The organism is Streptomyces sp. NPDC004327 (assembly GCF_042873935.1).
Taxonomy (GTDB): domain Bacteria; phylum Actinomycetota; class Actinomycetes; order Streptomycetales; family Streptomycetaceae; genus Streptomyces.
Genome location: NZ_JBIAME010000001.1, coordinates 1,098,251 through 1,124,354, shown reverse-complemented (window position 1 = coordinate 1,124,354; position 26,104 = coordinate 1,098,251). Strand labels below are relative to the sequence as shown.

Genomic DNA, 26,104 nt, shown 5'->3' with positions numbered 1-26,104 from the left:
CCATGACTGAACTCGGCCCCGGCGCCTGGCCCCCGGCTCCCGTCCAGACCGAACGGCTCGCGCTGCGCGAGTCCGAGGCGCGGGACCGGGCGGCGTTCGTCGAGCTGTTCGCGTCGCCGGAGGTGGGCACCTATGTCGGTGGTGCCCGGCCCCGTGACGAACTCGAACGCGCGATGCCCGAGGTGCCCGGGCGGCGCCCTGGTCTCTTCGTGGTGGAGCTCGACGGGGCGATGATCGGCATGATCACGCTCGACCGGCGCGCCGCGGAGCGTCCGGGGCGCGTCCGCCCTGATGCCGGGGAGACCGAGCTCGGCTACATGTTCCTGCCGGCGGCATGGGGACGCGGGTACGCCGCCGAGGCGTGCGCTGCCGCCCTCGACTGGTTCGCTGGGGCTCTTCCCGGCGAGCCGGTCGTGCTCTGCACCCAGACCGCCAACGACCGCGCGATGCGGCTCGCCGCGAAGCTGGGGTTCACCGAGGTGGAACGGTTCGAGGAGTACGGAGCCGAGCAGTGGTTCGGCGTGTGGGCGCCGGTCACGTCGGACGTCTGAGCCTGGCGGGTGCGGGGAGGGCCGTCGCCTACTCCCCCGCTCCGTAGCGGAGCCCGTCCAGGATCAGGTCGAGCAGGCGGCCGGCGCGGTCGCGCTGGGCGGGCGTGGCGGTGATCTGGGCGACGCCGGTGAGGCTGAGGCCGACGTCGAGGGGATCGACGTCGGCGCGCAGGAGTCCGGCTTCGGCGCCGGCACGGAGCAGGGAGTCGATCGCGGCGCCGAGCTTGTCGAGGGTCTCGGCGAAGGGATCCGCGCCGGACGCGACGGCGGCGCGCAGGGCGTCGGCCATGCCCTGCTTGGCGGCGAGGTAGTCGATGAAGCGGTCCATCCACTGTCGCATCGCCCGGTCCGGCGGGAGCTCGGCCAGCAGTTCCGCGGCGCTGTCGCAGACCCGGGCCAGCTCGTTGCGATAGGCCGCCTCGACGAGGGCCTCGCGCGTCGGGAAGTGGCGGTAGAGCGTGCCCGAGCCGACGCCCGCGGCCTTGGCGATGGCGTCGAGCGGGACGTCCGGGCCGCGCTCGGCGAAGGCGCGGACGGCCGTTTCGAGTATGCGCTCGCGGTTCCGGCGGGCGTCGGCCCGCAGTGGGCTGGGGCGGGTGGTCAAGGCTGCTCCCCTCGTCGGGTGACCAGTCTACTTGGACAAACGGGGAGTTCCCCGGTTACCGTCACTCAGTAACCGGGGAGCTCTCCGGTTAGTGTCCGGCGCCGGCTGCGCCGCCTGATGGAGGCAACCCCTGATGAGCACCGAGAAGACCGTTCTGATCACCGGCACGTCCTCCGGCATCGGCCTGGCCGCCGCCGTCGGCGCCGCCGGGGCCGGCTGGACCGTCATCGCCACCATGCGGGACACCGGGAAGGCCGAGCCGCTGCTCAAGGCCGCCGAGGAGGCCGGAGTCGCCGACCGCGTGCGGGTCAAGCGCCTGGACGTGGTCGACGCCGCGAGCGTCACCGCCTGCCTGGACGAGGTGATCGCCGAGCACGGCCGCCTGGACGCGCTGGTCAACAACGCGGGCGCCGCCGGCGTCGGCACCATCGAGCAGAGCAGCCTCGACGACGTCCGCGCCACGATGGAGGTCAACTTCTTCGGCGTGGTGACCGCCACCAAGGCCGCGCTGCCCCACCTGCGGGCCTCCGGCGGCCGCGTCGTGACCGTCACCAGTGTCGGCGGCGTCGTCGGCCAGCCCTTCAACGAGGCCTACTGCGCGGCCAAGTTCGCCGTCGAGGGCTTCATGGAGTCCCTGGCGCCCGTCGCCGCGGCCGTGGGCGTCGACGTCACCGTGGTCGAACCGGGCGCGGTGGCGAGCGAGTTCGTTGCCAACCTCGGCCTGGACATCCCCGCCGTGCTCGCCGGGGCCGGACCGTACGCCCCGGCCCTCCAGGCGTACCTCGCCCGCACCCAGGGCTCCTTCGCCAACGCCCAGTCCCCGGCAGAGGCCGCCGCCCCGGTCGTCGAGGCCCTGACCGCCGAGCGCCCCGCCTTCCGCGTCCAGACCTCGCAGTGGGCCCGGGAGTTCGTCGGCACCAAGCTCGCCGACCTCGACGGTTCCGCCGTCCAGACCCTCACCCACGCCTGGGTCCGCTGAACGAAGCCGGCTCCCGGCCGGCGCCGGGATCTGTGGTGGTTTCCGTGGTCGTTTGCGTAGTCGGCACGGAGGCGGATCCGTAGCCTCTCGGATGACGATGTGATCACACCGATCGGCCGAGACGAAGACCACGGGAGCCACGCATGACCAGCACGGACAACAGCGCGTACGAGGGGTTCACGGCCGAGGAGCGGGCCGCGATGAAGGAGCACGCCAAGGAGACGAAGGCCGCGGCCCGCCGCGCCTCCGCCGCGGACAAGGCGGCCCTGGCCGAGCAGGACGTCCTCGCGAAGATCGCGGAGATGCAGGACTCGGACCGGATCATGGCCGAGCGGATCCACGCGATCGTCACGGCCAACGCCCCCGCCCTCGCTCCGAAGCTCTGGTACGGCATGCCCTCCTACGCCCTGGACGGCAAGGTCGTCTGCTTCTTCCAGAGCGCGGAGAAGTTCAAGGCCCGCTACGCCACGCTCGGCTTCAGCGACCAGGCGCACCTGGACGAGGGCACCATGTGGGCCGCTGGATTCGCCCTGACGGAGGTGACGCCGGAGGTCGAGGAGCGGATCGCCGCCCTGGTCAAGCAGGCGGTGAGCTGAGGCGCCCCGATCCGTTCCAACCGGACCGCTCCGCCGCGCTGGGCCGAGCGGGCAGATCCTCGGACACTGGACCGAGCGGGCGGGGCCGTGGCGCGCGTCGGCATGTCGGCTTGCGCCGGCCCGTTCGCCCGCCGAGCGTTTCCTCACCGGACCGTGCGCGTGATCGGAGACCGCTGTGGACGTGCCCCCGAGGATGCCGTTCGGTCCGGACCGGTCGGCCGAGCGGGTCGCCCGGCCCCGGCGCGCGCTGCGCGCGGGTGTCGCCCAGGTGGTCGCGGCGGGCGTGGGGCTCGCGCTGGGGCTGACCCTGCCCGCGATCGACGGCGGGTACCAGGTGACGGCGGAACGGGCCGTCGACGTCCTGAAGGTCGCGGGCGTCGGAGTGCTGAGCGTCGCGACGCTGTTCTTCTCGCTGCTGTTCCTGGTGGTGCAGTGGGCGGCCGGCAACTTCAGCCACCGGCTGGTGCTGTTCCGGGACGATCCGTCGGTGTGGCGGGTCTTCGCCCTCGTCGTCGGGGTCCTGGTCTTCTCGGTCACCGCGACCCTGGCCGTCGGCTCGGACCGGACCACTTCCGTGGCCGTACCCGTGACGGCCCTGGTCCTGTCCGCCGCCGCCCTCGTGCTGGTGCGCCGGCTCCTGCTGGACGCCCTGCGCTCCATCCAGCTCGCGAACGTCCTCGCCGACGTACGGGAACGGGGGCGGACCGTGCTGCGGTCCCTGTTCCTGCCCGCGAACGGCACCGGCGGTGCTGGCGGTGGCGGCGCGCCGGGAGAGCGGCTGCCCGCGGTGACGTCGGCCGTCGCCTGGGCGGCCGGTTCCGCCCTCGTCGCCCAGGTGGACGTGGTGCGGCTGGCGCGCACCGCGGCCCGCGCGGAAGCGGTCGTGGTCCTCACGGTGCCGGTGGGAGCGCCCGTCTACCCGGGTGACGTGGTGGCCGAGATCCGCGGCGGCAGCGCTCCCGCTGCGCAGGCACTCACCGCGGAGGTGCTCGAGGCGGTGGTGCCGGGCACCGAGCGGGTGTTCCACCAGGATCCCGCCCTGGCCTTCCGTCTGCTGTCGGACATCGGGCTGCGCGCCCTCTCCCCCGCGATCAACGATCCGGCGACCGCCGTCCAGGTCCTGGACGCCGTCGAGGACCTGCTCCGGATGGTCGCCGGGACGGAGCTGGGCGCCCGTTCGGTCGCCGACGGGGCGGGTGCCGTACGGGTGGTACTGGCCCTGCCGTCCTGGGAGGAGCTCCTCCGGGTCGGGTTCGACGACCTGTGCCGTGCGGCCTCGGACGCGCCCATGGTGCTTGCGCGTGCCCGCGAACTGCTGGTCCGTGTGCGCGAGGTGGCCCTGGAGGAGCGCCGGCCCGCCCTGGAGGAGCGACTGGTCTGGGTGGAGCGGGAGTTCGCGGGCCGGCATCCGGCGTTCCTGTGGGGCGCCGCGGGTCGCTGAGCCCCCTCGGGCGACGCGTCGTGGCCACCTGCCTCCGGCGTGTTCCGCGTGCGCCCGGCCCGTACGACGCGGACGGACGGCCGGACGCACGCCACCGTGCGTCCGGCTTCACGGTAGGGCGCGTCCGGCGCGAAACCCGCGAGGCGTGGCCAGGCGTGGCCGTCCGGGTGAGGGGGCCGGGGCGCTCGGCCGGGGTGCCTAGGCAGGGGGTGCCTAGGCCGGAGGGTGCCTAGGCGGCCGGGAGCGGCTGCGGCAGGTGGGGAGTCGAGCGGTGCAGGCCGCGGCGGTCGTAGAGGCGGGTGAGGGCGAGTCCGAGGGCGAGCGACACGGCGAAGCCGACGCCGATCATGGTCCAGGCGCGGCCGAGACCGGCATCGGTGCGGGCGCCGAAGTAGAGGATGGACCGGACGCCGTCGACGACCTGGCGGAACGGTTCGAAGCCGGCCAGGAAGCGGTAGAAGTCGGGGAGGGCCTGGAGCGGGATGGTGGCGCCGGCCGACGGGATGGCCAGTCCGATCAGGACCAGCATGGAGATCAGCGGGCCCGGGGTGCCGAAGACGGCGAGCAGGGCGAGGGCGGTGATGCCCATGGCGGCCGTGGCACAGGCGCCGAAGATCCACAGCAGTGGCAGATGGGAGGCGTCGATGCCGATGACGCCGACGGCCGCCGCCATGGCGAGCGCGGAGGTCAGCATGGACAGGACGACCATGAGCGCCGAGCAGACCAGGAAGTGGTGGACCCGGCTGGTGTGCTGGGCGGGCTTGACGACGCGGAACGGACCCTTGTCGCTGGCGAGGTAGCCGAGGGCGGTGTCCACCTGGGTGTGGATGACGTTGGCGCCGAGCATGCCGCCGAGGACGAGGACGAGGGCGTAGAAGAAGGCGCTGAGGCCGAGGCCGCTGTGTCCGCCGAGGTGGTGTCCCTCCTGGACGGAGGCCTTCACCGGGTCGGCGATCATCAGCTGCGCGGCGGCGCCCGGCGCGCCGGCGCCGGCCTTGGCCTGATGTGCGGCCGCCTGCCCCAGTTCCCTGCCGACCTGCGTGGACGTGGTCGCGACGACCTCGCGGTTGATCTCGGCGGCCATGGAGGAGCCGAAGCTGCCGGCGGCGGGGTTGGTCAGCACCGTCATGGTCGGCGGATGCGGCGCGTTCCGCGCCGGTCCGGCGAGGGCGGCCACGGAGGCGGAGAAGTCGTCCGGGATGACGAGTGCGCCGAAGACCTTGCCGCGGGCCAGCAGGTCGTCGGCGGTGCGCCGGTCGACCTGCTTCCAGTCGACCTTCTCCTTCAGGTCGGCGGATCCGGTGATCCGCGCGGTGATCCGCGCGCCCATGTCGATCCGCTCGCCCGCCACCTCGGTGCCCCGGTCGGTGTTCACCAGGGCGATCGGCAGGTCCTTCGTCGAGCCGACCGGGTCGTTGTTGGCACCCAGGTAGAGCAGGGACAGGACGAATGACAGCAGGCCGAGGATCACCGCCGACGGCAGCCACACGCCGCGCCGGCGCAGCAGCCCGCGTGCGCTCACGCGCAGCAGGTGGGTGGGTTCGGACATGGCACGGGCTCCGCTTCGATGGGGCGTCGTCGCTGGTCGGCGACGCATTGGAAACCTTCACTTTCCAACTGAAGAGTGACACTATCGAGTGAAGGTGTCCATTCGAGGGCCTGGGAGACTGATCACATACGAAACCGCTGCGAGCGAGAGTGCCCATGAGGATCTCTGACCTGAGCCGTCTGTCCGGAACGCCGGTCGGGACGATCAAGTACTACCTGCGGGAGGGTCTGCTGCCGCCCGGACGGGCGCTCGGAGCCACGCTGACCCTCTACGGCGACGAGCACGTCCAGCGCCTGCGCCTGATCCGCGCCCTCACCTCCCGCGGCGGCCTGTCCATCGCCGCCACCCGTGACGTCCTCGCGGCGATCGACGAACCGCTCGACCCGCTCGCCACGCTGGGCGTCGTGCACTACGCCCTCCCCACGCCCGTCGACGCCGCGGAGACGGACGCGGTGGACGAGCAGGGGCCACGGGTCGACGAGCTCGTACGCGCCATGGGCTGGGACGTCTCCCCCGACTCCCCGCACCGCCGCGCGCTCGCCGCGAGCCTCATGGACCTGAGCCGACTCGGCGTCGCGTACGACACCGGGGATCTGCTGCCCTACGCCGAGCTGGCCGCCGCCGCCGCGAAACTCGACGTCGACCGCCTGGAGGAACTCGACGACACCGAGGACCGCCTCAGGCTCGCCGAGCACGCCGCCGTCGTCGTCCTCCTGCTCGAACCGGTCCTGGCCCTCCTGCGCCGTCTGGCCCAGGAACACGAGACCCGCCGCCGGTCCGCCTGGGCGCGCACGGCCGAGGACGCCGCACCCGGTCCGCCGGCCGATCACGGCCCGTAGCGAGCGAGGCGGCCCCGGCGACCGGCTTACGGCGTGTCAGGCCCGGTCGAGCGTGCGGCCGATCGCGGCGGCCACCTCCGGGTGACCCAGGTACTCGTCGATCGCGTGCGCCCGGTCGCGCGGATTGGCGACGGCGAGATCGGTGAGTTCTCCCTTCCAGGTGTTCCTCAGCGGACAGCCGACGGCGACCGTGTCGGTCGGGCACCAGGCGTTGACCCAGTGGGCCACCCGGTCCGGGCGTCTGGGGCCGCCGGCGAGCAGGCGGTCGTAGACCGCGTCCAGGCCGAGCGGGCTGCCGGCGGTGACGAGGAGGGTGAGGTCGATCCCGGGGGCGAGCCGGGTGACGAGGTCCATGGCGACGACGGTGCCGAGGCTGTGGCTCACGAGGACGAGCTCGCCGGTGGTGGGCATCGTTTCCGTCACCGAGTCCAGGACCGTCTCCCGGACGCCCGGGTGGTCGAGGTAGGCGGCGACGTCGCGCAGGGTCGCGGCGATGACCCACTCGTCCAGGTCGGTCTTGGCCGCGAGCCAGCTCAGCTGCCGCTGCAGGGCCCCGCCCAGAAAGCCGCCGAGGCCCTCGGTGGCCGGCTGGTCCTCCGACGGCATGCCCGCGGCGCCCGCCGCCCCGGCGATCAGCCGTTCGTAGGTGCCCCTGGCCGGGCCGGCGGGGGCGCAGGCCTCCGCCGCCGCTGCCGGCCCGCCCGGTGCCGCCGCCTCGTCGAACGAGCCGGGGGCGGCTTCGTGTTGCCGGATGGCGTCCATCAGCGCCGCGCCGTAGAAGGGGAAGCAGGCGTCGGCCGGATCGATCGTCGTGAGCCCCGCGCGGGTGAGCCCCCGGTTCAGCCCGGCGGCCCACTCGACGCGGAGCTTCGCCGGATCCTTGTCCTGCTGGCCCCGGCCGTGCAGGAAGACGAGGTGCCGGGCGCCGCCGAAGGCCGTGGGCCGGGCGGCGAGGCCGGCGGGTGCGACGGCCTCCACCGCGCTGGCGGCGGGAGGCGTGCCGACGGCCGGGCGGGCGTCGGGGGGCGGCGCGGCCGCTTCCCGGAGTCCGGAGTCCGCGCCCAGTTCGGCGAGCAGGGCGCGGTGTGCGGCGTCGGGCGACGACGCGGCGAGGTGGCCGAGGACGGAGCTGACGCGTACGCCCTCGTTCGACACCCAGGCGACGGCGTCCTCGCCGTCGCCGGGCTGCCAGATCCGGCCGTCCTTGCGCAGCGTGCGGCCCTGCTCGTCCGTGCGCGGTACCCCGCTGTGGTGCAGGGCCACGACCTCCCACTGGTCGTTGAAGACCGGCGATCCCGAGTTCCCGGGCTCGGTGTCGGTCCGGTACTGCAGGAAGTCGGCGAGCCGGACCTCGAGCTCGTTGTCGCGGACGGCGATCTCCTTGAGGCGTCCCATCGGGTGGCCGATGACGTTGACCGGTTCGCCGATGACCACTTTGCCCTGCTGGGAGCTGAGCCTGTTCCAGCCGAAGGTCTCTCCCGGCGGGCGGCCGCCGTCGGGGGCCGCCACCAGCACGAGGGCGAAGTCCAGTCGCTCGTCGGCGAGGAAGAAGGCGGTGGGGTCGAGCTCCAGGCGGACCGGCGCACCGGGTGCGTTGTCGATGGTCACCTGGGCGTCGAACTCGACGAAGCACTGCCGGGCCGTCTCGGGGTCGGGCAGCACGTGGTGATTGGTCATCAGCAGGCGCGGCGACACCAGGAAGCCCGTCCCGAGCGGCAGCTCGCGGCCGTCCTCGCGGACCGAGATGCGCGCGACGGTGCGCGCCGCCCGTGCTCCGCGCGGCAGGAAGCTCCATGCCTGCAGCTCTCTGGAGAGCCCGATGATGCGTTCGTAGGAGGCGGGCGCGGACAGCGGCTCCCCGCGGATGCCCTCCACGACGGCCGCGGCGGGCACTCCCTGCCGGTCGAGCAGCCGTGCGGCACGGGCCGCGAGGGCCTCCGGTGCGTCGGGGAACGGCACGCCGGCGTTCCGCTGCTCCTGGACGGCGCGGCGCTGGGCGCCGGCCCGGGCGTACCGTTCGGCCGCCCGCGCGGCGTGCTTCGCCCGCGCCGCGCGTACGTTCTCCGCCACTCCCATGGAAAGCCACCTCTCCGGTCCTCGGTCCCCTGTCCTCGCCCGGGCGGCCCGGGAGCTTCTTCGCCGCCGGCCGGCCGGGCGGGGACTCGGGGTTCAGACCAGTCCGATCCACACGCAGGACGATCCGGGCGCGCAGTGCCAGCCTCGGGAGTCGAGGTCCGCGGCGCCCGCGGGGTCGCCGGGCTCGGGGCCGTACCCTCCGTCGGGCAGGCCCATGAAGACCGTCGTCGTGCCGTCGATCACGGCTTCGCCCAGGACGACCAGGGGCGTGTCGTCGGGGCGTCCGCGGTCGGTCACGGCCTGGACGGGCAAGTCAAGTCGCATGGTTCACTCCTCGGTGGTCGAGGTCCAGGAGAGGGTCGGCCTCGCCGCGGCCCGGTGGCCGCCGCTCCCCCGACCGGGTTGCCGATCGCTGGGCCGCCCCGGCGGCCGTGGCACGGTGCGGCCGCCGGGAGGGGAGGGCTCAGAGGAACGGCACGATGGGCGGCGGCGCGATCCCCGTCGGCATCTTGGCGATGATGTCGCTGAAGAAGTTGCTCGCCTCGACACCGGAACCGTCGGCACCGGGGCCGCCGGCCGGGGGCTCCGAGCGGTGGACCGGAGGTGCCTGCTGCGGCATCTGCAGTGCCGGGTGCGGGCACGGCGCCGCGCCGCGTCCGGTGGTACGGGTCCTGTTCATGAGGATCTCCTCTCTTTCTGCGTGCGGCAGGTGCGGTCAGGTGGAGACGCCGTACAGGTGCGCGTAGCACATCTGCCGGGCCGGCCCGGTCATGCCGGCACACTGCGACTTCGACGCCTCGACGCCGGGGGCGCCCGCCGCGCCCGCGGGCGTCGTGTGCGGATCGCGGCGCACCGGTTCGGCCTGGATGGGCAGCACGTTCCTCGGCTGCGTCTTCTTCGTGGTCATCTCGGACTCCTCGGGAGCGGAGGGTTACCGTTCCAGGAACTGGTGGACGGGGGCGAGGCTGACGGGCAGCTCGTCGCTGACGTCGAAGGTGAACTGGAACACGGTCTTCGCCCGTTGGTCGTTCTCCGGGTCGAAGAAGCTCACCAGGACGTCCTGGCAGTCCGAGCCCGGGCGGCAGTACGGACTCTTCGTCACGCGGACGCTGTCCAGGGCGCCGAGCCGCGGCGGCTCGAGGACGCCGTCGGGCTTCACGGCCTGCCGGGTGACGCCCGGGGAGAGCAGTCCCTCCTTGAGCGTGGACCCGAGCAGGAAGCCGTTGGTCCCGGCGAAGTTCAGCGCGCGGTCGGCGGAGGTCTGCCCCAGGTTGCGGAACTGGTAGTAGACCTTGTCGAGGAACGCCCGTACGTGGGCCTTGACCTCGTCGTCGGACAGCGCCGTCGTGTTGTTGCTCACGGCCGCTTCCTTGACCCCCTCGATGATGGCGTCGACGAGCCGCGCCTCGTTCCAGGCGTGCACGCCCCGGCTCTTGACCTCGACGACGGGGACCACCTGGCCGGAGTAGAGGCGGACGGTGCGGCCGGTCAGCACGCCGGGGACGGAGACGCGCGACACGAAGTCTGCGTCGCTCGTCTTGAGCACCTGGCCCCTGAGCGCGTCGCGGAACTTCCGGTAGATCACCGACACCGGCGGGTGCGACAGGTTCTCCAGGAGGGTCCGGAGGTCCGGCATCCCGGCGTCGGTGTCCACGGTGATCGGTTCGTGCCAGTCCATGCCCACCGGCATCTCGGCTTCGAGGGCGTAGACCGGAGTGGCGTCCATGTTCAGCGTCCAGGTGACCTTGTCGGACGCCCACGGGTTCTCCGCGAGGTAGTCGGCGAGCTGGAAGGCGTCGTAGGGGTTCGGCGGCGCCTCGATGTCGCGGTCGCCCTCGCGCGTGACGTGGCTCTTCATCTGCTGGCGGAAGCTGTCCCGGCGCGCTTCGGTCTGGAAGTCGAAGCCGAGCGTGCCGATGGCGTACACCAGCTGACGGCGGGTTCCGCCGCCGCACTGGCACTCCGAGGCGGAGCTCCCGCCGCACGCGCACGCGGGGCGTACGCCGGCGCGCTGGTCTGCGGCGCCCGCGCCGTGGTCGGGAACAGCGGGTGCCGACGCCGGGTGCGCTGCCGAGGCGGCCCGGACGGCGGGAGTGGCCGCGGGTGGCGCGGCGGGGGTGTCCGCGCTATCGGCCGGCGGCGCCTGGGAGGCTCCGCTTCCCTCGCAGGCGGCCAGGACTCCGGCCGTCCGTTCGCCGGGGGGCGGCGCCGTCTCTGCGGGCCCGGCGTCGCCCGGGGTGCCCGTCTCCCCGGCGGCGGGTTCGCCGGCCGCGAGGACTCCTGTCTCGACGGCGGTGCCCGCGGCCCGCACCGTGTCGGGCCGCGCGTCGTTCGCGGCTGCGTCGAAGTTCGTCATGGCTGTCTCTCCTGTCCTGCTGATGAGGGCGTACGCACGCGGGGCGTTCAGGCTTCCGGCGAGGAACCGGCGGCATTCGGGCGCTTCGCCGGGCGAGCACGGGGATGCGGAAGCGGTGTCGAGGACGGCGCGGCCGGCGGCCCTCGGATCGGGAGGCCGGCCGGCGCGCAGCTGTGCGGCCACGAGCAGGGCGGCCACTCCGGCCACCAGCGGGGTGGCGAAGCTGCTCCCGGTGGCGGTGGCGTGGCCGCCTCCTGGAGCGGCGCCGAGGACGGCCTCGCCGGGGGCGACCACGCCGTTCTCGGCGTAGGCGGCTCCCCAGTTGCTGATCGGCAGTGGCCGGCCGTCCGCGCCCGTGGCGCCGACGGCGAGCACGCCGGGGACGGCGGCGGGCACCTGCAGGCAGTCGCACCCGTCGTTGCCGGCGGCCGCGACCACGAGGACGCCGCGGTCCTCGCACAGCCGCAGGGCCCGCAGCAGCAGCTCGTCGGCCTGGCCGTCCGGTGCGCGCTCGCCGCCGCTGATGTTGATGACGTGGGCGCCTTCCTGCACGGCGCGCTCGATGGCCCGGGCCAGGTCCAGTTGGGGGACCCGGGCCTCGTCGGCGTCCTGGAACACCGGAAGGATCAGTCCGCGGCAGCGCGGGGCGATGCCGGTCACGGGGCTGCCGGGCCGGCCGAAGATCAGGCTCGTGACATGGGTCCCGTGCAGGGACATCGGGCCGGAACCCGCCTGCTGGGTCACGAGCGTGCCGATTCTGGTCAGATCGGCACCCTCGAAGCAGGGGTGGGACAGGTCCACCGGGCCGTCCAGGACGGCCACGCACACCTCGGGGGCGCCGAGGAGTTCGTCATGAGGGGCTCGCAGGCCCGTCAGGACCGATCGTGCTTCCATCCCGCCTCCTCCGGATCACGCTCTCCCCCGTCCTGTCCCAGAGCATCCGCCGCCGCTGTGCGGGCGACGTGGCCCGGATGGTGCAACAGGCGTTCCGGAAACGTCGCGCGCGTGTCGGCCTCGCGTCGTTGCCGCAGGAAGGGACCCGTCGTCCGGGGATCTGAAAGGGAATGAGGAACCTGTGCTGACACAGCAGTCGGAGGCGGAGGGGCCCAGGTACCCGGATGCGCGAGGCACATGCCAGTTGCACAGTGGGGATGTGTCGTGCAACGAATCCTCGGGCGAGGTATCGCTCGAACTTCTGAGTGACTTCGAGCTCGTATGCGCCGGTCGCAGGGTGCCCTTGCCCCTCGGAGCGCAGCGCCTGTTAGCGTTCCTCGGACTCCAGGGCGACAGCGTGCAGCGCGTCACGGCGGCGGAGCAGCTGTGGCCCGACTACCCCTGTCACCGGGCCGCGGCGAACCTGCGCTCGGCGCTGTGCCAGGGCAGGCGCGCGGGGTGCGTTCCGCTCATCGAATGCCTCGGGCAACGACTGCGGCTGTCGCCGCACGTCCACGTCGATCTGCACGCGGTCCGCGGTTCGGCGCGGCAGATCATCGACCGGACCGGTCCGCCGCCCGCCGACAGCGACGCCGTCATCGAGGAGCTGACGCGGGAACTGCTGCACGGCTGGCCCGACGAGTGGCTGCAGCTGGACCGCGAGCGCTGGAACCAACTGCGCCTCTACGCCCTGGAGAGCCTCGCGCAGCAGTTGCTGACCGCACAGCAGTACCTGCCCGCCCTGCAGGCGGCGCTGGCCGCCATCTCGATCGACCCGATCCGGGAGACCGCCCACCGGACCGTGATAGAGATCCACCTCGCCGAGGGGAACGTCGCCAGCGCGGTCAGGTCGTACCAGCAGTACGTGGGGTTCCTTCAGCAGGAACTCGACGTGGCCCCTTCCCCGCAGATGACCGGCCTCCTTCAGGGGCTGCGGTCCGCGTAGGGCGGGGCCGCGCACACGCGCGCGACGCCGCCGCGACGCTCGCCGAACGCCACGGGGAACACCGCCGTCACGGGCGTGACCGACGCTGGTAACCGCATCGGCGTCCCCGGCGCTTGAGGGGACCCGGTGTGCCCGCTCGCCGGGTTCCTCCGTCGGCGGGCTCCCGGAAGTGACGCAGGAAGGGAGAACAGCGTGATGAACACTGGATTCGACCGAGAAGCGGACACGCGCAGGCCGACCGGCCTTGCCATGCCCCTGCAGGTGCCGCCCGTCGACCGCTCCGCCGCCCTGCCGCCGACCTCGTACGGCGACACCGCGGGCGTCGAGGCGAGCAGCTTCTGGGACACGCTCGGCGACGTGGCCAAGGTCGCGGGCCCGGCGCTGCTGAGCATCCTGTGAGGTAACGGGGAACGCAGCGGGTGGCCGGCGTCGGTGCCGGCCACCGGCTCGGCTGCCGGAGCGCCCGGGGGAAGGAGCCGACGTCCATGGACGTCGGCTCCTTCGTGTCCGGGGAGCCCCGGCCTGGACCCTGCTACGCCACGGGCTGCTGCTGGGTGACGCAGTGGATGCCGCCACCGCCCGTGCCGAGCCGGTCGATGTTCAGCTGCTCGATCACGCGGTCGGGGTAGAGGCGGGCGAGGGTGGCGCGGGCGGCGGCGTCGGCCTGGGTGTCGCCGAAGTGCGCGCTGATGACGGCGCCGTTGCACAGGTAGTAGTTGGCGTAGGAGGCGAGGAAGTTGCGGTTGGTGGAGCGGATCTTGTTGTAGTCGGGGCCCTGGAGCTGCATCGCGTCGATGGCGCGGCCGGTGGCCGTCGTCGAGGCGGACAGGACGCCGTACTGCCGGCGGGCGTCGCGGGAGAAGGCGTCGGTGTCGGTGGCGAGCGGCATCTGGACGAGGGCCTCGCCGGGGGCGAGGAAGCGGGACGTGGCGTCGACGTGGTCGTCGGTGATGTCCTGGCCGACGACGCCGTCGAACCAGATGACCTTGGAGGCGCCGTAGGCGTCGCACATCGCCGTCGTGATCTGCGACTCGGACATTCCGGGGTTGCGGTTGCGGTTGACCAGGCTGCTGCGGGTGGCCATGAGGGTGCCGGCGCCGTCCTGTTCGACGGCACCGCCCTCGCCGACGAGGTCGGCGTAGCCGAAGGGGACGCCGGTCCAGGCGGCGATCCGCTCGGCGACGAGGGCGTCCCTGGCGTGGGTCTGCTTGTTGCCCCAGCCGTTGAAGTTGAGGCCGACGGCGTCCAGGCCGCCGTAGCCGTCGGTGCGGAAGACGGGGCCGGTGTCGCGCATCCAGCAGTCGTCGACGGGGATCGAGCTGAGCACGGTGACCGACGGACCGCACATCGAGCGGGCGGTGGCGGCGCTGCCGGAGTTGGCGCACATGACGACCGGCTCGTACGTCGCGATGGTACGGGCGATCAGCGCGATGTCCGCCTGGACGCCGCCCAGCTTGCCGGCCCAGATGGCGGTGCTGTCGGGCCAGGCCATCCAGGTGCGGGTGTGGCGGACGTCCTCGGCCGGGACGCGGAAGGCGCCGGCGGCCGCACGGGCCGTGCCCTGGACCGTGGTGGCGAGGGCGGCGCCGGCGGCGGTCGCTCCGGCGACGGCGAGGAAGCCTCGCCGGTTCATGCCTCGGGTCATTCTGAAACCTCCTGTGTGGTGGACAGTTCCTGGCGGGCGGCGGCGATCCGTTCCGGGTCCCAGCCGGGGCGGGGCACGGAGTCGAGCAGCAGCCGGGTGTAGGGGTGTGCGGGTGCGGCGAGCACCTCGGCGGTGGCGCCGGACTCGACGACGCGGCCGTGGCGCATGACGAGGACCTCGTCGGTGACGCACCGGACCACGCCGAGGTCGTGGGTGATGAACAGGTAGCCGATGGGCGTCTGTTCGCGGATGTCGGCGAGCAGGTTGAGGATCTGGGCCTGCACGGAGACGTCGAGCGCGGCGACCGCCTCGTCCAGGACGAGGACGGCCGGTTCGACGGCGAGCGCGCGGGCGATGGCGACGCGCTGGCGCTGCCCGCCGGAGAGTTGGCGGGGCAGCGCGTCGGCGGCGCGGGTGCCGAGGCCGACCTGGTCGAGGAGTTCACGGATCCGGGGTTCGGGGTCCCGGTCGGGGAAGTGCAGGCGCAGCGTCTCGCGGAGGACGCGGGTGACGCTGGTGCGCGGGTCGAGCGAGAGGTACGGGTCCTGGAAGACCATCTGGACCTCGCGGGCGCGGGCCAGGCGCTGCGCCCGGCCGCGTACCCGGGCGGGCCGGGTCCGGCCCCGGAGCCGTACCTCTCCTTCGTCGGCCCGTTCCAGACCGACGACGATGCGGGCGGTGGTGGTCTTGCCGGAGCCGGAGCCGCCGACGATGCCGAGCGAGCCGCCTTCGGGCAGGGTGAACGAGACGCCGTCGACGGCCCGCAGCGGGCCGAAGTCCCGGCGCAGGTCGCTGACGTGCAGCAGGGGTTCAGGCATCGGTGGCCGCTCCTTCGCGGGCGGGCGCGAGCCGGTCGCCGTGGTGGCAGGCGGCGTGGTGGTCGGGCCGGCCGGGCACCGGGCGGGCCTCGGGGGCGCTCTCGCGGCAGATGCCGGTGGCGAGCGGGCAGCGGGCGGCGAAGGCGCAGCCGGCGAGCACGGTGCGCAGGTCCGGGGGCTGCCCGGGGATGGCGGAGAGCCGGCCTCCGGGCGTGGTGAGGCGGGGTGTGGAGCCGAGCAGGGCCGCCGTGTACGGGTGGCGGGGCCGGGCGAACAGGACGTCGGCGGGGCCGGTCTCGGCGATCCGGCCGGCGTACATCACGTACACCCGGTCGCTGATCGCGGCCGCGAGGTCGAGGTCGTGGGTGACGAACAGCAGGCCGGTGCGGAAGCTCGCGCGGAGCCGGGTGAGCAGGGCGATCACCTCGGCCTGGGTGGTGACGTCGAGCGCGGTGGTCGGTTCGTCGGCGAGGAGGAGGGCGGGGTCGCCCATGAGCGCGGCGGCGATCACGACGCGCTGCAGCATGCCCCCGGACACCTGGCCCGGGTACTTGCGGAGGACCGTACCGTCCAGGCCGACGGCGGTGAGGAGTTCGGTGGCGCGGGCGGCGGCGGCCTTCTCGTCCGTCGCCGTGGCCGCGCCCACGCTCTCGGTGAGGAAGTCGCCGATGCGGCGCAGCGGGTTGAGGGCGGCCCGGGGGTCCTGGTAGATCATGGCGAGGGTGCCGGTGCGCAGGGCGCCCAGCCGCTCGGCGGAGGCGGTGAGGACGTCGTGGCCCTCGACGAGCACGGCGCCTTCGGTGGTCGCCCGTGGCGGGAGCAGGCCGAGCGCGGTGCGTGAGGTGAGGGACTTGCCGGAGCCGGACTCGCCGACGAGGGCGACGGTCTCGCCGGGTCCGACGGTGAGGTCGACGCCGTCGAGGACGGGGCGGGCGGTGCCGGGGAGGGTGAGGCGCAGGCCCCGGATGTCGAGCGTGGGCGGCGCGGTGTCCGGAGGGCGCGGGGCGGGCGCGGGGTTTGGGGTCATCGGTCTCTCCTGGCGACGCGGTCGGCCCAGGCTTCGCCGACCACGTTGAACGCGACGACGGTGAGCACGACGAGGACGCACGGCAGAACCGCGGAGAGCGGGTAGCCGTACTGGATGGCGGTCTGGCCGTCGAAGACCATGCGGCCCCAGTCGGGGGTCAGCGGTGGCACGCCGAGGCCGAGGAAGGACAGGCCGGCCAGGTCCATGAGGGCGTAGCCGAAGTTGATGGTGGACTGGGCGAGGACGACGGGGGCGATGTTGGGCAGGACGTGGCGCAGGCAGATCTGGAGCGCCGAGTGACCCTGGACCTGGTAGGCGCTGACGTACGGTCGGGCGCGTTCGGCCAGCACGAGGGAGCGGGTGAGCCGGCTGACGTACGGCAGGTAGGCGAGGCCCAGCGCGACGACGGGGGCGAGCAGGCCCTCGCCGTAGACGGAGATCACCAGGATCGCGAGGAGCATGCCGGGGAAGGCGAAGACCAGCTCGGCGGAGCGGGACAGGGCGGAGTCGAGCCAGCCGCCGCGCCAGGCCGCGGCCGTGCCGACGGCCACTCCGGCGACGGTGGAGAAGACGACCACGCCGAGCGGGCCGAGCAGGGAGGTGCGGGCGCCGAGGAGCAGCCGGGAGAGGGTGTCGCGGCCGGCGGCGTCCATGCCGAGCGGGTGGCCGGCGGAGGGGCCGGCGAGGGCGGCGCCGAGGTCGACGGAGTTGGGGTCGTGGGGTGCGAGCCAGGGCGCGAGCAGGGCCGCGAGGACGACGAGGGCGACGAAGGCCAGGCAGCCGAGGTGGACCGGGGAGCGGCCGGCGGCGGCCCGGAGCCGGGCCAGGCCGGGGCGCCGGGTGAGGGCGGGCGGCGGGGCGGCGGCGGATCCGGGGGAAGGCGCGGATGCGGGGGAAGGTGCGGATGCGGGGGAAGGTGCGGATGCGGTGGTCATGCGGCGGCCCCTCTCGTGCCGAGGGTGATCCGCGGGTCGACCAGCGGCAGGGCGAGGTCGACGAGCAGGTTCACGGTCATGAACAGGGCCACGATGACGAGGGAGATGGCCTGCACGGTCGGGAAGTCCTTGGTTGTGGTGGCCAGTTCGAGGAGCTGTCCGATGCCGCCGATGCTGAAGGCCGTCTCGACGAGGATCGTGCAGACCAGCAGGGTGGAGACGACGAGCCCGCCGGTGGTGAGCACGGTCCCGAGCGAGTTGCGCAGGACGTGGCGGCGGATGACGAGCCGCTCGGGTACGCCGCGGCCGCGCGCCACGGTCACGTGCTCGCTGTCGAGGGCCTCCAGCATGGCGGTGCGGGTGACGCGGGCGAGCATGCCGATCAGGTAGAGCGCGAGGGCGATCGCGGGCAGCGTCAGGTGCCACACCTTGTCGAGGAACCCGTCGCCGGCGCCGCTGCTGGGGAACCAGCCGAGGTCGACGGCGAAGAGGCCCTGGAGCAGTACGGCGGCGACGAACGACGGCGTGCCGACGGCGAGGGTGGTGGTCAGCAGGACGGTGGTGTCGGTGGCTCCGCCGCGGACGGCGGCGATCCGGCCGAGGAGGAGTCCGGCGGCGACGACCAGGACGAGCGCCATGGCGACGAGGAGCAGGGTGGTGGGCAGCCGGTCGGCGAGCAGCCGGGAGACGTCGGTGCGGTAGGTGAGGGAGCGGCCGAAGTCGCCGTGAGCCAAGTCGCCGAGCCAGCGCAGATAGCGCTCGGCGAACGGGTCGTCGAGGTGGTAGCGGGCGTTGACGGCGGCGAGGGCCTCGGGTGACGCGGAGCGGCCGGAGAGCAGGAAGCTCGCGGGGCTGCCGGGGGCCAGGTACATGGCGCCGAAGACGACGAACGAGGCGACGAGCAGGGTGAGCGCCATCTCGACGGCGCGGCGCACGGCGAATCTCAGGAAGGCGGTGGCGTTCACGGGGCGGCTCCCGCGTGGGTGGCTGCGGCGTCTCGCGCGGCTGCGGCGGCTCCGATGCCGGCGGCCCACGGGTAGTACATGTAGGCGATGGTGGTGGGGGCGCCGGTGAGGCGCTTGTTCAGGAAGAGGGCGGTGGGCCATTCCGCGACCGGGATCCAGGGCAGCTGTTCGGCGGCGTGCCGCTGGAGTCCGGTCTCGGCGCGCAGGCGGCGTTCCCTGTCGTAGGTGCCGGTGGCCTCTTCGACGAGTGCGTCGTAGCGCTTGTCGCTGTATCCGGAGAAATTGAGGTACGCGCCGGTGCGGAAGTTGGTGAGGAAGTCGAGCGGGTCGGTGACGGAGTCGTAGTAGGTGAGCGGGAAGGCGTCGATGCCCTCGCGCGCCGCGGGATCGGTGAACAGGGCGGTGAAGGCGTTGGGGGCGACGGACTTGAGGGTGATCCGCAGTCCGATCTCGGTGCCGGCGGCCTGCACGGCGGTGGCGAGGAGGGAGACGTCCTGGCCGATGGAGCTGGTGGCGATGGTCAGGGTGCGGCCGGTGGCGCCGGCCTCCTTGACGAGCGCCCGCGCCTTGTCGAGGTCCCGGGCGGTCGGCGGCAGCCGGTCGAAGGCCGCCTTGCGGGTCGCGGGCGACGCGCCGGCCCAGACGGCGCGGGTGGTGAGGGAGCTGGTGGGCCGGCCCGCGCCGCCGAGTCCGGCGTGCACGAAGCCGGGGCGGTCCAGGGCGAGGGAGAGCGCCCGGCGCACCCGGACGTCGCCGAGCGGGCCCTTCGTGTTCGTGATGCCGAGGTTGACGGTGGACAGGCCCTCTCCGAAGTAGAGCGTGCCGGCGCCGCTGTCCCGCAGCCGCCGGTAGCTCTCGGTCGGGATGAGGTAGCCGCCGTCGGCCTCGCCGCTGAGCAGCGCGTTGGTGCGGGCGGAGGGGTCGGTGAGGAAGCGGAAGACGACCTTGCCGGCCCTGGCGCGGGTTCCCCAGTAGCCGTCGAAGCGCCTCAGTTCCAGCGACTGGCCCTTCTGCCAGTCGCCGAGGGCGAAGGGGCCGGTGCAGGCGAGGCCGCCGGAGGTGCCGTAGTCGGCGCCGGCCGAGGTGACGCCGGCCCGGGAGGCGACGACGCCCGCGGCGGTCGCCATGTACTGGGGGAACTGCGAGTCGGGCTTCTTCAGCTTGACGGTGACCTGGAGCGGCCCGGTCTTGCGGATGGCCGTGACGTTCTCGAAGTTCTGGGCCCAGGCGGCGGCGTTCTTCGGGTCGCGCTGCCGGTCGAGGCTGAAGACGACGTCGTCCGCGCTCATGGTGCGGCCGTCGTGGAAGCGCACGCCGGGCCGCAGGTCGTACACCCAGGTGGTGGGGTCGGGGTTGCTCGCCTTCCGCGCGAGTCCGGGCTCCAGGGTGAGCCCGGGCGTCCAGCGCATCAGGCTCTCGCAGACGTTGGAGAGGATGGTGTTCTGCGGGTAGTCGAACGCCATCGTGTAGTCGAGGGTGGGCGGTTCGGCGTAGAGGGCCCAGGTGAAGGAGTCGACGTCCCCCGTGGGCCGGGGGGTGCCGGAAGAGAGCGCGAACGACGGGTCGGTGCCGTCGGCGGCGCCGCGCGGCGGGCCCGCGCAGGCCGCGAGCGTGGTGAGGGACGCGAGGGCGACGACCGGGGCGAGGGCCGCTCGGGCGGCCCGTCCCGGGCGGCGTCTCGGCCGGTGTCGCGGTACGCGGGGCGGGGGCGGTGCGGGGCTCATCGTCGCGCTCTCTTTCGGTACGGGCGGGGGGAGGGAGGGGAAGCGGTCGGGCGTGGGGGGCTACGCGTCGGTGCGGACCGCCGGGATCTGCTGGGTGATGCAGTGGACGCCGCCACCGCCGTAGGCGATGACGGGTGCCGGGACGCCCACGACCTTCCGGTCCGGATACGCGCCGGCGATCACCTCCAGGGCGGCCAGGTCCTGGGGCACGCCGGCGACCGGGACGATCACGCCGCCGTTGGCGACGTAGTAGTTGAGGTACGAGACCTCGACGCGGCCGCCCGCGACCTCGGCGAACGCGGTCTGCGGGACGTCGACGACCGCCAGGGCACGGCCCTTGGCGTCGGTGGACGCCGCGAGGACGGCGCGGTTGGCGCGCATCCGGGCGTAATCCGGGTGCTCGGGGTCGTCGGGCAGACAGACGACGACGGTGCCGGGGGCGGCGAAGGCGCAGACGCCGTCGACGTGGCCGTCGGTCTCGGTGTCGAGCAGCCCGCCGTACGGCAGCCAGATCACCTTCTCGACGCCGAGCCGCTGCTTCAGCTCGGCCTCGATCTGCTCGCGGCTCAGGTCGGGGTTGCGGTTGGGGTGGAGGAGGCACTGCTCGGTGGTGATGAGGGTGCCCTCGCCGTCGACGGTGATCGCGCCGCCCTCCAGGATCATCCCGGAGGCGATGCGCTCGACGCCGAGGTGGTCCAGGATCAGGGCGCTGACGCGGTCGTCGGAGTCGTACGGGTGGTGCTTGCGGCCCCAGGCGTTGAAGCGGAAGTCGACGCCGGCCCGGCGTCCTTCGCCGTCGAGCACGAACAGCGGGGCGGAGTCGCGGAACCAGGAGTCGTCGAGCGGGAGTTCCACGACGGTGACGTCGTCGCCGCAGTGGGCGCGGGCGTCGTCGGCGGAGCCGGGCGGGGCGACCATCGTGACGGGCTCGAAGCGGGCGATGGCACGGGCGACCTCGGCGTACTCCGCCTTGACGGCGTCGAGTTCACCGCCCCACAGGTCCTGGCGGGTCGGCCAGGCCATCAGGCAGCCCTCGTGCTCGGCCCACTCGGCGGGCATACGGAATCCGGTCATCGGAGATCTCTTTTCGGTCGTCGAGAAGGATGGTGAGGCCTAACTGAATTTTCAGTCAAGGCTTGGGGCATGTATGAGTGCGGTCGGGAACGGGAGGGTCAGAGGAAGTAGAGGCGGCTCAGGGAGACTTCGCGCGCGGGCTCCGAGCGCATCGGTACGCCGTCGAGGGTCACGAGGCCGGTGTGGCCGTCGACCTGGACGTCGCCGGTGCGCGAGTTGAGCCGCAGGTCGGCGGGGCCGATGCCGCGGGTGCCGCGCACGGCCACGCGGCGCCGGCGGGTCGTCATCAGGTCCGACCCCAGGTCGACGGCGGCCTGCGCGACGAACGCCACCGACAGATCGGCGGGCGCGGCGCCGTGGGCGCCGAACAGCGGGCCGAGGACCAGGGGTTCGCAGGTGTCCGTGGCCGCGTTGGGGTCGCCGGTCACGCCGTAGGCGGGGAAGCCGTTCTTGATGACCATCTGGGGCTTGGCGCCGAAGAACTCCGGCCGCCACAGCACGATGTCGGCCATCTTGCCGACCTCGACGGAGCCGATCTCGTGGGCGAGGCCGTGGGCGATCGCCGGGTTGATGGTGAGCTTGGCGATGTAGCGCAGGACGCGCGCGTTGTCGTCGTGCGGGCCGTCGCCTTCGAGGGGCCCGAGTTCGGCCTTCATCTTCCCGGCCATGGCGAAGGTCCGGCGCACGGTCTCGCCGGCCCGGCCCATGCCCTGGGCGTCGGAGGAGGTGATGCCGATCGCGCCGAGGTCGTGCAGGACGTCCTCCGCGCCCATCGTCCCGGCCCGGATCCGGTCGCGCGCCATGGCCGCGTCACCGGGCAGGTCCGTCTTCAGGTCGTGGACGGAGACGATCATGCCGTAGTGCTCGGCGACCGCGTCGCGGCCGAAGGGCAGGGTCGGATTGGTGGAAGAGCCGATGACGTTCGGCACGCCCGCCATCTTCAGCACGTTCGGCACGTGTCCGCCGCCGCAGCCCTCGATGTGGAAGGCGTGGATCGTCCGGCCCTCCAGGACCGCCAGGGTGTCCTCGACCGACAGGCACTCGTTCAACCCGTCGCTGTGCAGAGCCACTTGCACGTCGTGCTCCTCGGCCACCCGCAGCGCGGCGTCCAGCGCCCGGGCGTGCGCGCCCATGTCCTCATGGACCTTGAAGCCGGACGCGCCGCCCTCCGCGAGCGCCTCGACCAGCGGCGCCGGGTCCGAGGACGAACCCCGGCCCAGGAAGCCGATGTTGACCGGCCAGGCGTCGAAGGCGCTGAACGCGTGCTTCAGCACCCAGGGCGAGTTGACGCCGACGCCCCAACTCGGGCCCGCCTCCTGCCCGATGATCGTGGTGACACCACTCGCGAGCGACGCCTCCATGATCCGCGGCGAGAGCAGATGGACGTGGGTGTCGACGGCGCCGGCCGTGGCGATCAGCCCCTCCCCCGGGATCATCGTCGTCCCCGTGCCGACGACGACGTCGACGCCGTCGACGGTGTCGGGATTCCCGGCCCGCCCGATCGCGTGGATGCGGCCCTCCCGGATGCCGATCGACGTCTTGAGGATGCCGAGCACCGCGTCGATCACGACCACGTTGGTGATCACGACGTCGCAGGTCTCCCGTACCGCGGCGGCCTTCAGGTGCAGGCCGTCGCGGGCGGTCTTGCCGAAGCCGGCCAGGAACTCGTCGCCGGGCTTCTGGGAGTCGGACTCGACGCGCACGACGAGGCCGGAGTCGCCCAGCCGCACCCGGTCACCGGCGCGCGGGCCGTGCACGGAGGCGTACTCGTGCGGGTCGATGTGGCGGCTGCGCCCGGGGGCGCAGTGGTCGGCGTGCCGGGTGGGTCGGCTCATGCCCCTGCCCCTTCGGTCGTGTCGTGGTGTTCGGCCGCGCCCAGGTATCCGCAGGCCGCGGCCCTGCGCAGGGCCTCCTCCTTCGCCCCGGGTGCGTCCAGCGGGCCGTCGACCAGGCCGGCGAAGCCGAGGGCCACGCGGGCGCCGCCGATCGGGGCGAGGCCCACGTCGACGGTCCGGCCGGGGTCGAAGCGGGTCGACGCGCCGGCCGGGGCGGCGAGCCGCATGCCGTAGGCGGCGGCGCGGTCGAAGTCGAGGCGCGGGTTGGCCTCGAAGAAGTGGAAGTGCGAGGTGACGCTGACCGGCACGGTCGCCGTGTTGCGGACCGCGAGGGTGACGACCGGCTCGGGTGCGACGGGGAGGTCGGGGCCGGGCAGTACGGCTCCGGGGGCGGCGTCGTTCCGCTCCTCGGCGCCGAACGGCTGGGTGACGGCGGCGAGCCGGGTGCCGTCGTCGAAGACCGCCTCGACCTGGATCTCGGTGACGACGTCGGAGACGCCGGGCAGCAGGTCGTCCGGTCCGAGGACCGCGCGGCCCCGGTCGATCGCCTCGGCGAGGCGCAGCCCGTCGCGGGCGGCCTCGCAGACGGTGTCCGCGACGATCGCGGTCGCCTCGGGGATGTTGAGCCTGAGGCCGCGCGCGTGGCGGGCCCGGGCGAGTTCGGCGGCGGTGAACAGCAACAGCCGGTCCCGCTCGGTGGGAGTCAGTGGCATGTCGGCACTGTGGCACTGACTGAATTTTCAGTCAATACTTGGGGAACGAGAACGGAAACGGAGCCGGAAATGCCGATGGGTGCGGTGCCGTTCCCGGGAGAACGGCACCGCACCCATCGGTGCGCGTCGAAGAGCGAGCGGTCAGCGCTGCCGCAGGCGCGCCAGTTCCACCTCGATGGCCTCGGCCATGAGGGTGCGCGCGTGATCGACGGCGAGGCCGCCGCTGAGCCAGCGCATGCTCAGACCTTCGAGCAGCGCCGTGAGCCGTTCGGCGGCGGCCGCGAGCATGGCCGCCGGCGCGAGCGGATACACCTGGCCGAGCAGGGCGGCGACTTCCTGCACCCACACCAGAGTCGCCCGGGCGAGGTCCTCGCGCAGCACGGGGTCGAAGACGGCGCTGGCCCGCAGTTCACCCCAGGCGGTGCTGTTCTCGCGCACCTCGGGGGTGTCCTGGAGCTCCAGGAGCAGGACCTGGTCCAGTTCCTCACGGGGACTCAGCGGCTCCGCGTCCGGGCCCTGGGCCGTGGTGTACCGCTCGGCGCGGTCGTTGATGAACTCCAGTGTCTGGCGCAGTACTCCGGTGCGGTCCTTGAAGTGGTAGTAGATCAGGCCGGTGGACACCCCGGCCTCCTCCGCCAGTTCCTCCACGCGAAGGCCGCGGACCCCGCGCCGGGCGATCACCCGGGCGGCCGCTTCCAGGATCTGAGTACTGCGAGACGCCATGTCATGAACCCTATCCGGCCCGCCCGGACCCGCGCGCACCTGTCCCGGCACCGCCGGTGCGGTCATCCGTCACGGCGGAATTGGCCGAGCTCGACGGTGACCGGTCCGCCGGCCCGGTCGGCCGCCACCAGCCGTGCCACGACGAGCCGCTGGCCGTCGGCGGAGCGCACGCAGAACGGCCGCTCGTCGGCGAGGTCGTCGTACGACAGGGTCGTCACCGGCTCCGTCTCGATGCCGCGGTCGCAGTCGGCGGGGCTCAGCTCGTATCCCGAGGCGACGAAGGCGTCGGCGTCGTCGGGCAGCACGAAACCGTTCTTGTCCGGGGCGAGGTACCAGTCGGCCGTCTCGGCGGGCGTGACCTTCCCCGCGGCCAGGTCGAACTCGTAGCCGTCGTCGGGGGCGGTGAGTTCGACCCCCGCGTATCCCGGCGTGTACGCGGCCGCGGATCCGCCGCCGTCCCGCCCGGGGCCGGTGAGCCAGTACACGCCCCCGGCCGCCGCCCCGAGCGCGGCGAGGACACCGGCGGACGTCGCCACCAGGGCCGTGCGGCCGCGCCGGGAGGTTCTTCGCCGACCGCGCGCGGACGGCTCGGCGTGCCCGGCGGCGTCCGTCGCGGCCCGGTCCGGCGCCGACGCGGGCGCGGGCGCCGGCGCCGCCCGCGTCGGCCAGTCGTGGGCGGGGGCACCGTCGAGGAGCGTCGGTTCGGGGAACGCGGCGGAGCCGGGCCCGACGGGCTCCGCCGCCCGGCGCGCGATCTCCTCGTCGACCGGCCCGGGCAGCCATCCCCGCCCGGACTCCGGCGACGGGCCCGCGGCCGGGTGCGCGCGCACGGCGGCGATCAGCTCGGCCGGATTGGGACGCCGTCCGGGGTCCTTGGCGAGGCAGCGCTCGACGAGCCGGTGCAGCTCGCCCGGTACGCGGGAGAGGTCGGCCGGCTCGTGGACCACGCGGTACAGGGCGGCCGACTCGGGTCCGGTGCCGAACGGCAGGACGCCGCCGGCGACGTAGGCGGCGAGGACGCCGAGCGCGAAGACGTCCGTGGCGGGGGTGACGGGGTGCCCGAGGGCCTGCTCCGGCGCCATGTACGCGGCGGTGCCGATCCGCAGGCCGGTCCCGGTGAGCCCGGTGGCGTCCGCCGCCCGTGCGATGCCGAAGTCGATGACCCGCGGGCCGTCCTCGGCCACGAGCACGTTGGCGGGCTTGAGGTCGCGGTGCACCACGCCCGCGCCGTGGATGGCCTGGAGGGCCTCCGCGATCCCGGCGACGAGGAACAGGACGGAGCGGGCGGGCAGCGGGCCGTGCCGCTCGACCACCTGCTGGAGGGAGGGGCCGGGCACATAGGCGGTGGCGAGCCAGGGCACGGCGGCGTCGACGCCGGCGTCCACCACCTGCGCGGTGAACAGGCCGTGGATGCGACGCGCGCTCTCGACCTCCTGGGCGAAGCGGCGGCGGAACTCGGGGTCGGTGGCGAAGTCCTCGCGGACCGCCTTCAGGGCGATGGGCCGGCCGCCCGGGGTGTGGGCGAGATAGACGACGCCCATGCCGCCGGAGCCGAGCCGGGCGTGCAGCCGGTAGCCGCCGATCTCCCGGGGGTCGTCGGGCGACAGCGGCGGGTGGTCCGGCCGGCCGCCGGAGAGCGGACTGCCGGAAGACGGGGCCCCGGACGGCTGGGGGAAGGGCATGGGTGGCTCTTTCGGCGGCGGGGAGGGGAGCGACGAATCGCGGGTGCGCGGAACGCGCCCTGCCCGATCGTGCCCGTTGACTAAAGTTTCAGT

At 73.6% G+C, this 26,104-nt stretch carries 25 protein-coding genes; 7 read left to right on the top strand and 18 right to left on the bottom strand.

Going from position 1 to position 26,104, the window contains the following annotated elements; all coding sequences use genetic code 11:
* Nucleotides 1–2 precede the first annotated feature (2 nt).
* Nucleotides 3–551 (top strand): GNAT family N-acetyltransferase, encoded by a 549-nt coding sequence (locus ACFYU9_RS04885; protein WP_389342421.1) that lies wholly within the window; start codon nt 3–5, stop codon nt 549–551.
* A gap of 28 nt (nt 552–579) precedes the next feature.
* On the opposite strand, the gene ACFYU9_RS04880 is transcribed toward ACFYU9_RS04885, so the two are convergent.
* Nucleotides 580–1,155, bottom strand: coding sequence for a TetR/AcrR family transcriptional regulator (locus tag ACFYU9_RS04880; protein WP_389342419.1), 576 nt, complete (start codon nt 1,153–1,155; stop codon nt 580–582).
* Nucleotides 1,156–1,288: 133 nt separating this feature from the next.
* Here ACFYU9_RS04880 and ACFYU9_RS04875 point away from each other — a divergent pair, with 133 nt between their 5' ends.
* From ACFYU9_RS04875 to ACFYU9_RS04865, 3 genes are all read left to right on the top strand, one after another.
* The gene (locus ACFYU9_RS04875) at nt 1,289–2,134 is read left to right on the top strand and encodes an SDR family NAD(P)-dependent oxidoreductase (protein WP_389214533.1); all 846 of its coding nucleotides are present in this window, start codon (nt 1,289–1,291) and stop codon (nt 2,132–2,134) included.
* Between the two features lie 143 nt (nt 2,135–2,277).
* Entirely contained in the window at nt 2,278–2,730 is a 453-nt protein-coding gene (locus ACFYU9_RS04870) for an iron chaperone (protein ID WP_389214536.1), read from the top strand.
* Nucleotides 2,731–2,905: 175 nt separating this feature from the next.
* On the top strand, nt 2,906–4,171 hold the full coding sequence (locus ACFYU9_RS04865; RefSeq protein WP_389342416.1) for a DUF2254 family protein: 1,266 nt from the start codon (nt 2,906–2,908) through the stop codon (nt 4,169–4,171).
* A 229-nt stretch (nt 4,172–4,400) separates the two neighbouring features.
* On the opposite strand, the gene ACFYU9_RS04860 is transcribed toward ACFYU9_RS04865, so the two are convergent.
* On the bottom strand, nt 4,401–5,720 hold the full coding sequence (locus tag ACFYU9_RS04860) for a DUF3533 domain-containing protein (RefSeq protein WP_389342414.1): 1,320 nt from the start codon (nt 5,718–5,720) through the stop codon (nt 4,401–4,403).
* Between the two features lie 155 nt (nt 5,721–5,875).
* On the opposite strand from ACFYU9_RS04860, the gene ACFYU9_RS04855 reads away from it, so the two are divergent.
* Nucleotides 5,876–6,559 carry a MerR family transcriptional regulator gene (locus ACFYU9_RS04855; protein WP_389214545.1) on the top strand — a complete coding sequence of 228 codons (684 nt, stop codon included), beginning with the start codon at nt 5,876–5,878 and terminating at the stop codon, nt 6,557–6,559.
* Nucleotides 6,560–6,595: 36 nt separating this feature from the next.
* Here the strand turns inward: ACFYU9_RS04855 and ACFYU9_RS04850 are convergent, their stop codons facing one another.
* The 5 genes from ACFYU9_RS04850 to ACFYU9_RS04830 form a co-directional block, all read right to left on the bottom strand.
* Nucleotides 6,596–8,635: a trypsin-like serine peptidase gene (locus ACFYU9_RS04850; RefSeq protein ID WP_389342412.1), complete on the bottom strand. Its 2,040-nt coding sequence runs from the start codon at nt 8,633–8,635 to the stop codon at nt 6,596–6,598.
* A gap of 93 nt (nt 8,636–8,728) precedes the next feature.
* Nucleotides 8,729–8,959: a hypothetical protein gene (locus ACFYU9_RS04845; protein ID WP_389342411.1), complete on the bottom strand. Its 231-nt coding sequence runs from the start codon at nt 8,957–8,959 to the stop codon at nt 8,729–8,731.
* A gap of 139 nt (nt 8,960–9,098) precedes the next feature.
* Nucleotides 9,099–9,314: a hypothetical protein gene (locus tag ACFYU9_RS04840; RefSeq protein WP_389342408.1), complete on the bottom strand. Its 216-nt coding sequence runs from the start codon at nt 9,312–9,314 to the stop codon at nt 9,099–9,101.
* A gap of 36 nt (nt 9,315–9,350) precedes the next feature.
* Nucleotides 9,351–9,542, bottom strand: coding sequence for a hypothetical protein (locus ACFYU9_RS04835; protein WP_389342405.1), 192 nt, complete (start codon nt 9,540–9,542; stop codon nt 9,351–9,353).
* A 24-nt stretch (nt 9,543–9,566) separates the two neighbouring features.
* A complete protein-coding gene (locus ACFYU9_RS04830) occupies nt 9,567–11,885 on the bottom strand; it encodes a S8 family serine peptidase (protein WP_389342402.1) in 2,319 nt (772 codons plus the stop codon).
* A 343-nt stretch (nt 11,886–12,228) separates the two neighbouring features.
* Here ACFYU9_RS04830 and ACFYU9_RS04825 point away from each other — a divergent pair, with 343 nt between their 5' ends.
* Together ACFYU9_RS04825 and ACFYU9_RS04820 are read left to right on the top strand one after the other, a co-directional pair.
* Nucleotides 12,229–12,870 (top strand): BTAD domain-containing putative transcriptional regulator, encoded by a 642-nt coding sequence (locus tag ACFYU9_RS04825; RefSeq protein WP_389214562.1) that lies wholly within the window; start codon nt 12,229–12,231, stop codon nt 12,868–12,870.
* Nucleotides 12,871–13,065: 195 nt separating this feature from the next.
* Nucleotides 13,066–13,269 (top strand): hypothetical protein, encoded by a 204-nt coding sequence (locus tag ACFYU9_RS04820; RefSeq protein WP_389342399.1) that lies wholly within the window; start codon nt 13,066–13,068, stop codon nt 13,267–13,269.
* Between the two features lie 133 nt (nt 13,270–13,402).
* On the opposite strand, the gene ACFYU9_RS04815 is transcribed toward ACFYU9_RS04820, so the two are convergent.
* The 11 genes from ACFYU9_RS04815 to ACFYU9_RS04765 form a co-directional block, all read right to left on the bottom strand.
* On the bottom strand, nt 13,403–14,515 hold the full coding sequence (locus tag ACFYU9_RS04815) for an agmatine/peptidylarginine deiminase (protein WP_389342397.1): 1,113 nt from the start codon (nt 14,513–14,515) through the stop codon (nt 13,403–13,405).
* The gene (locus tag ACFYU9_RS04810) at nt 14,512–15,333 is read right to left on the bottom strand and encodes an ABC transporter ATP-binding protein (protein ID WP_389214570.1); all 822 of its coding nucleotides are present in this window, start codon (nt 15,331–15,333) and stop codon (nt 14,512–14,514) included. Before ACFYU9_RS04810 ends, ACFYU9_RS04815 begins: the two co-directional genes overlap by 4 nt.
* Nucleotides 15,326–16,360, bottom strand: a complete 1,035-nt coding sequence (locus ACFYU9_RS04805) for an ABC transporter ATP-binding protein (protein WP_389214573.1) — start codon at nt 16,358–16,360, stop codon at nt 15,326–15,328. The genes ACFYU9_RS04810 and ACFYU9_RS04805 overlap by 8 nt, the downstream gene beginning before the upstream one ends.
* The gene (locus ACFYU9_RS04800; protein ID WP_389342394.1) at nt 16,357–17,295 is read right to left on the bottom strand and encodes an ABC transporter permease; all 939 of its coding nucleotides are present in this window, start codon (nt 17,293–17,295) and stop codon (nt 16,357–16,359) included. The genes ACFYU9_RS04805 and ACFYU9_RS04800 overlap by 4 nt, the downstream gene beginning before the upstream one ends.
* Nucleotides 17,292–18,260 carry an ABC transporter permease gene (locus ACFYU9_RS04795; protein ID WP_389342391.1) on the bottom strand — a complete coding sequence of 323 codons (969 nt, stop codon included), beginning with the start codon at nt 18,258–18,260 and terminating at the stop codon, nt 17,292–17,294. The genes ACFYU9_RS04800 and ACFYU9_RS04795 overlap by 4 nt, the downstream gene beginning before the upstream one ends.
* A complete protein-coding gene (locus ACFYU9_RS04790) occupies nt 18,257–19,984 on the bottom strand; it encodes an ABC transporter substrate-binding protein (RefSeq protein ID WP_389342388.1) in 1,728 nt (575 codons plus the stop codon). Before ACFYU9_RS04790 ends, ACFYU9_RS04795 begins: the two co-directional genes overlap by 4 nt.
* Before the next feature lie 60 nt (nt 19,985–20,044).
* Entirely contained in the window at nt 20,045–21,058 is a 1,014-nt protein-coding gene (locus ACFYU9_RS04785) for an agmatine/peptidylarginine deiminase (protein ID WP_389214585.1), read from the bottom strand.
* Between the two features lie 98 nt (nt 21,059–21,156).
* On the bottom strand, nt 21,157–22,893 hold the full coding sequence (locus ACFYU9_RS04780; RefSeq protein ID WP_389342385.1) for an urease subunit alpha: 1,737 nt from the start codon (nt 22,891–22,893) through the stop codon (nt 21,157–21,159).
* Complete coding sequence (gene ureA / locus ACFYU9_RS04775; RefSeq protein WP_389342382.1) at nt 22,890–23,606, bottom strand: urease subunit gamma; 717 nt, start codon at nt 23,604–23,606, stop codon at nt 22,890–22,892. Before ureA ends, ACFYU9_RS04780 begins: the two co-directional genes overlap by 4 nt.
* Before the next feature lie 141 nt (nt 23,607–23,747).
* A complete protein-coding gene (locus tag ACFYU9_RS04770) occupies nt 23,748–24,329 on the bottom strand; it encodes a TetR/AcrR family transcriptional regulator (RefSeq protein WP_389214594.1) in 582 nt (193 codons plus the stop codon).
* Nucleotides 24,330–24,391: 62 nt separating this feature from the next.
* Nucleotides 24,392–26,011, bottom strand: coding sequence for a serine/threonine-protein kinase (locus ACFYU9_RS04765; RefSeq protein WP_389342379.1), 1,620 nt, complete (start codon nt 26,009–26,011; stop codon nt 24,392–24,394).
* Nucleotides 26,012–26,104: the final 93 nt, after the last annotated feature.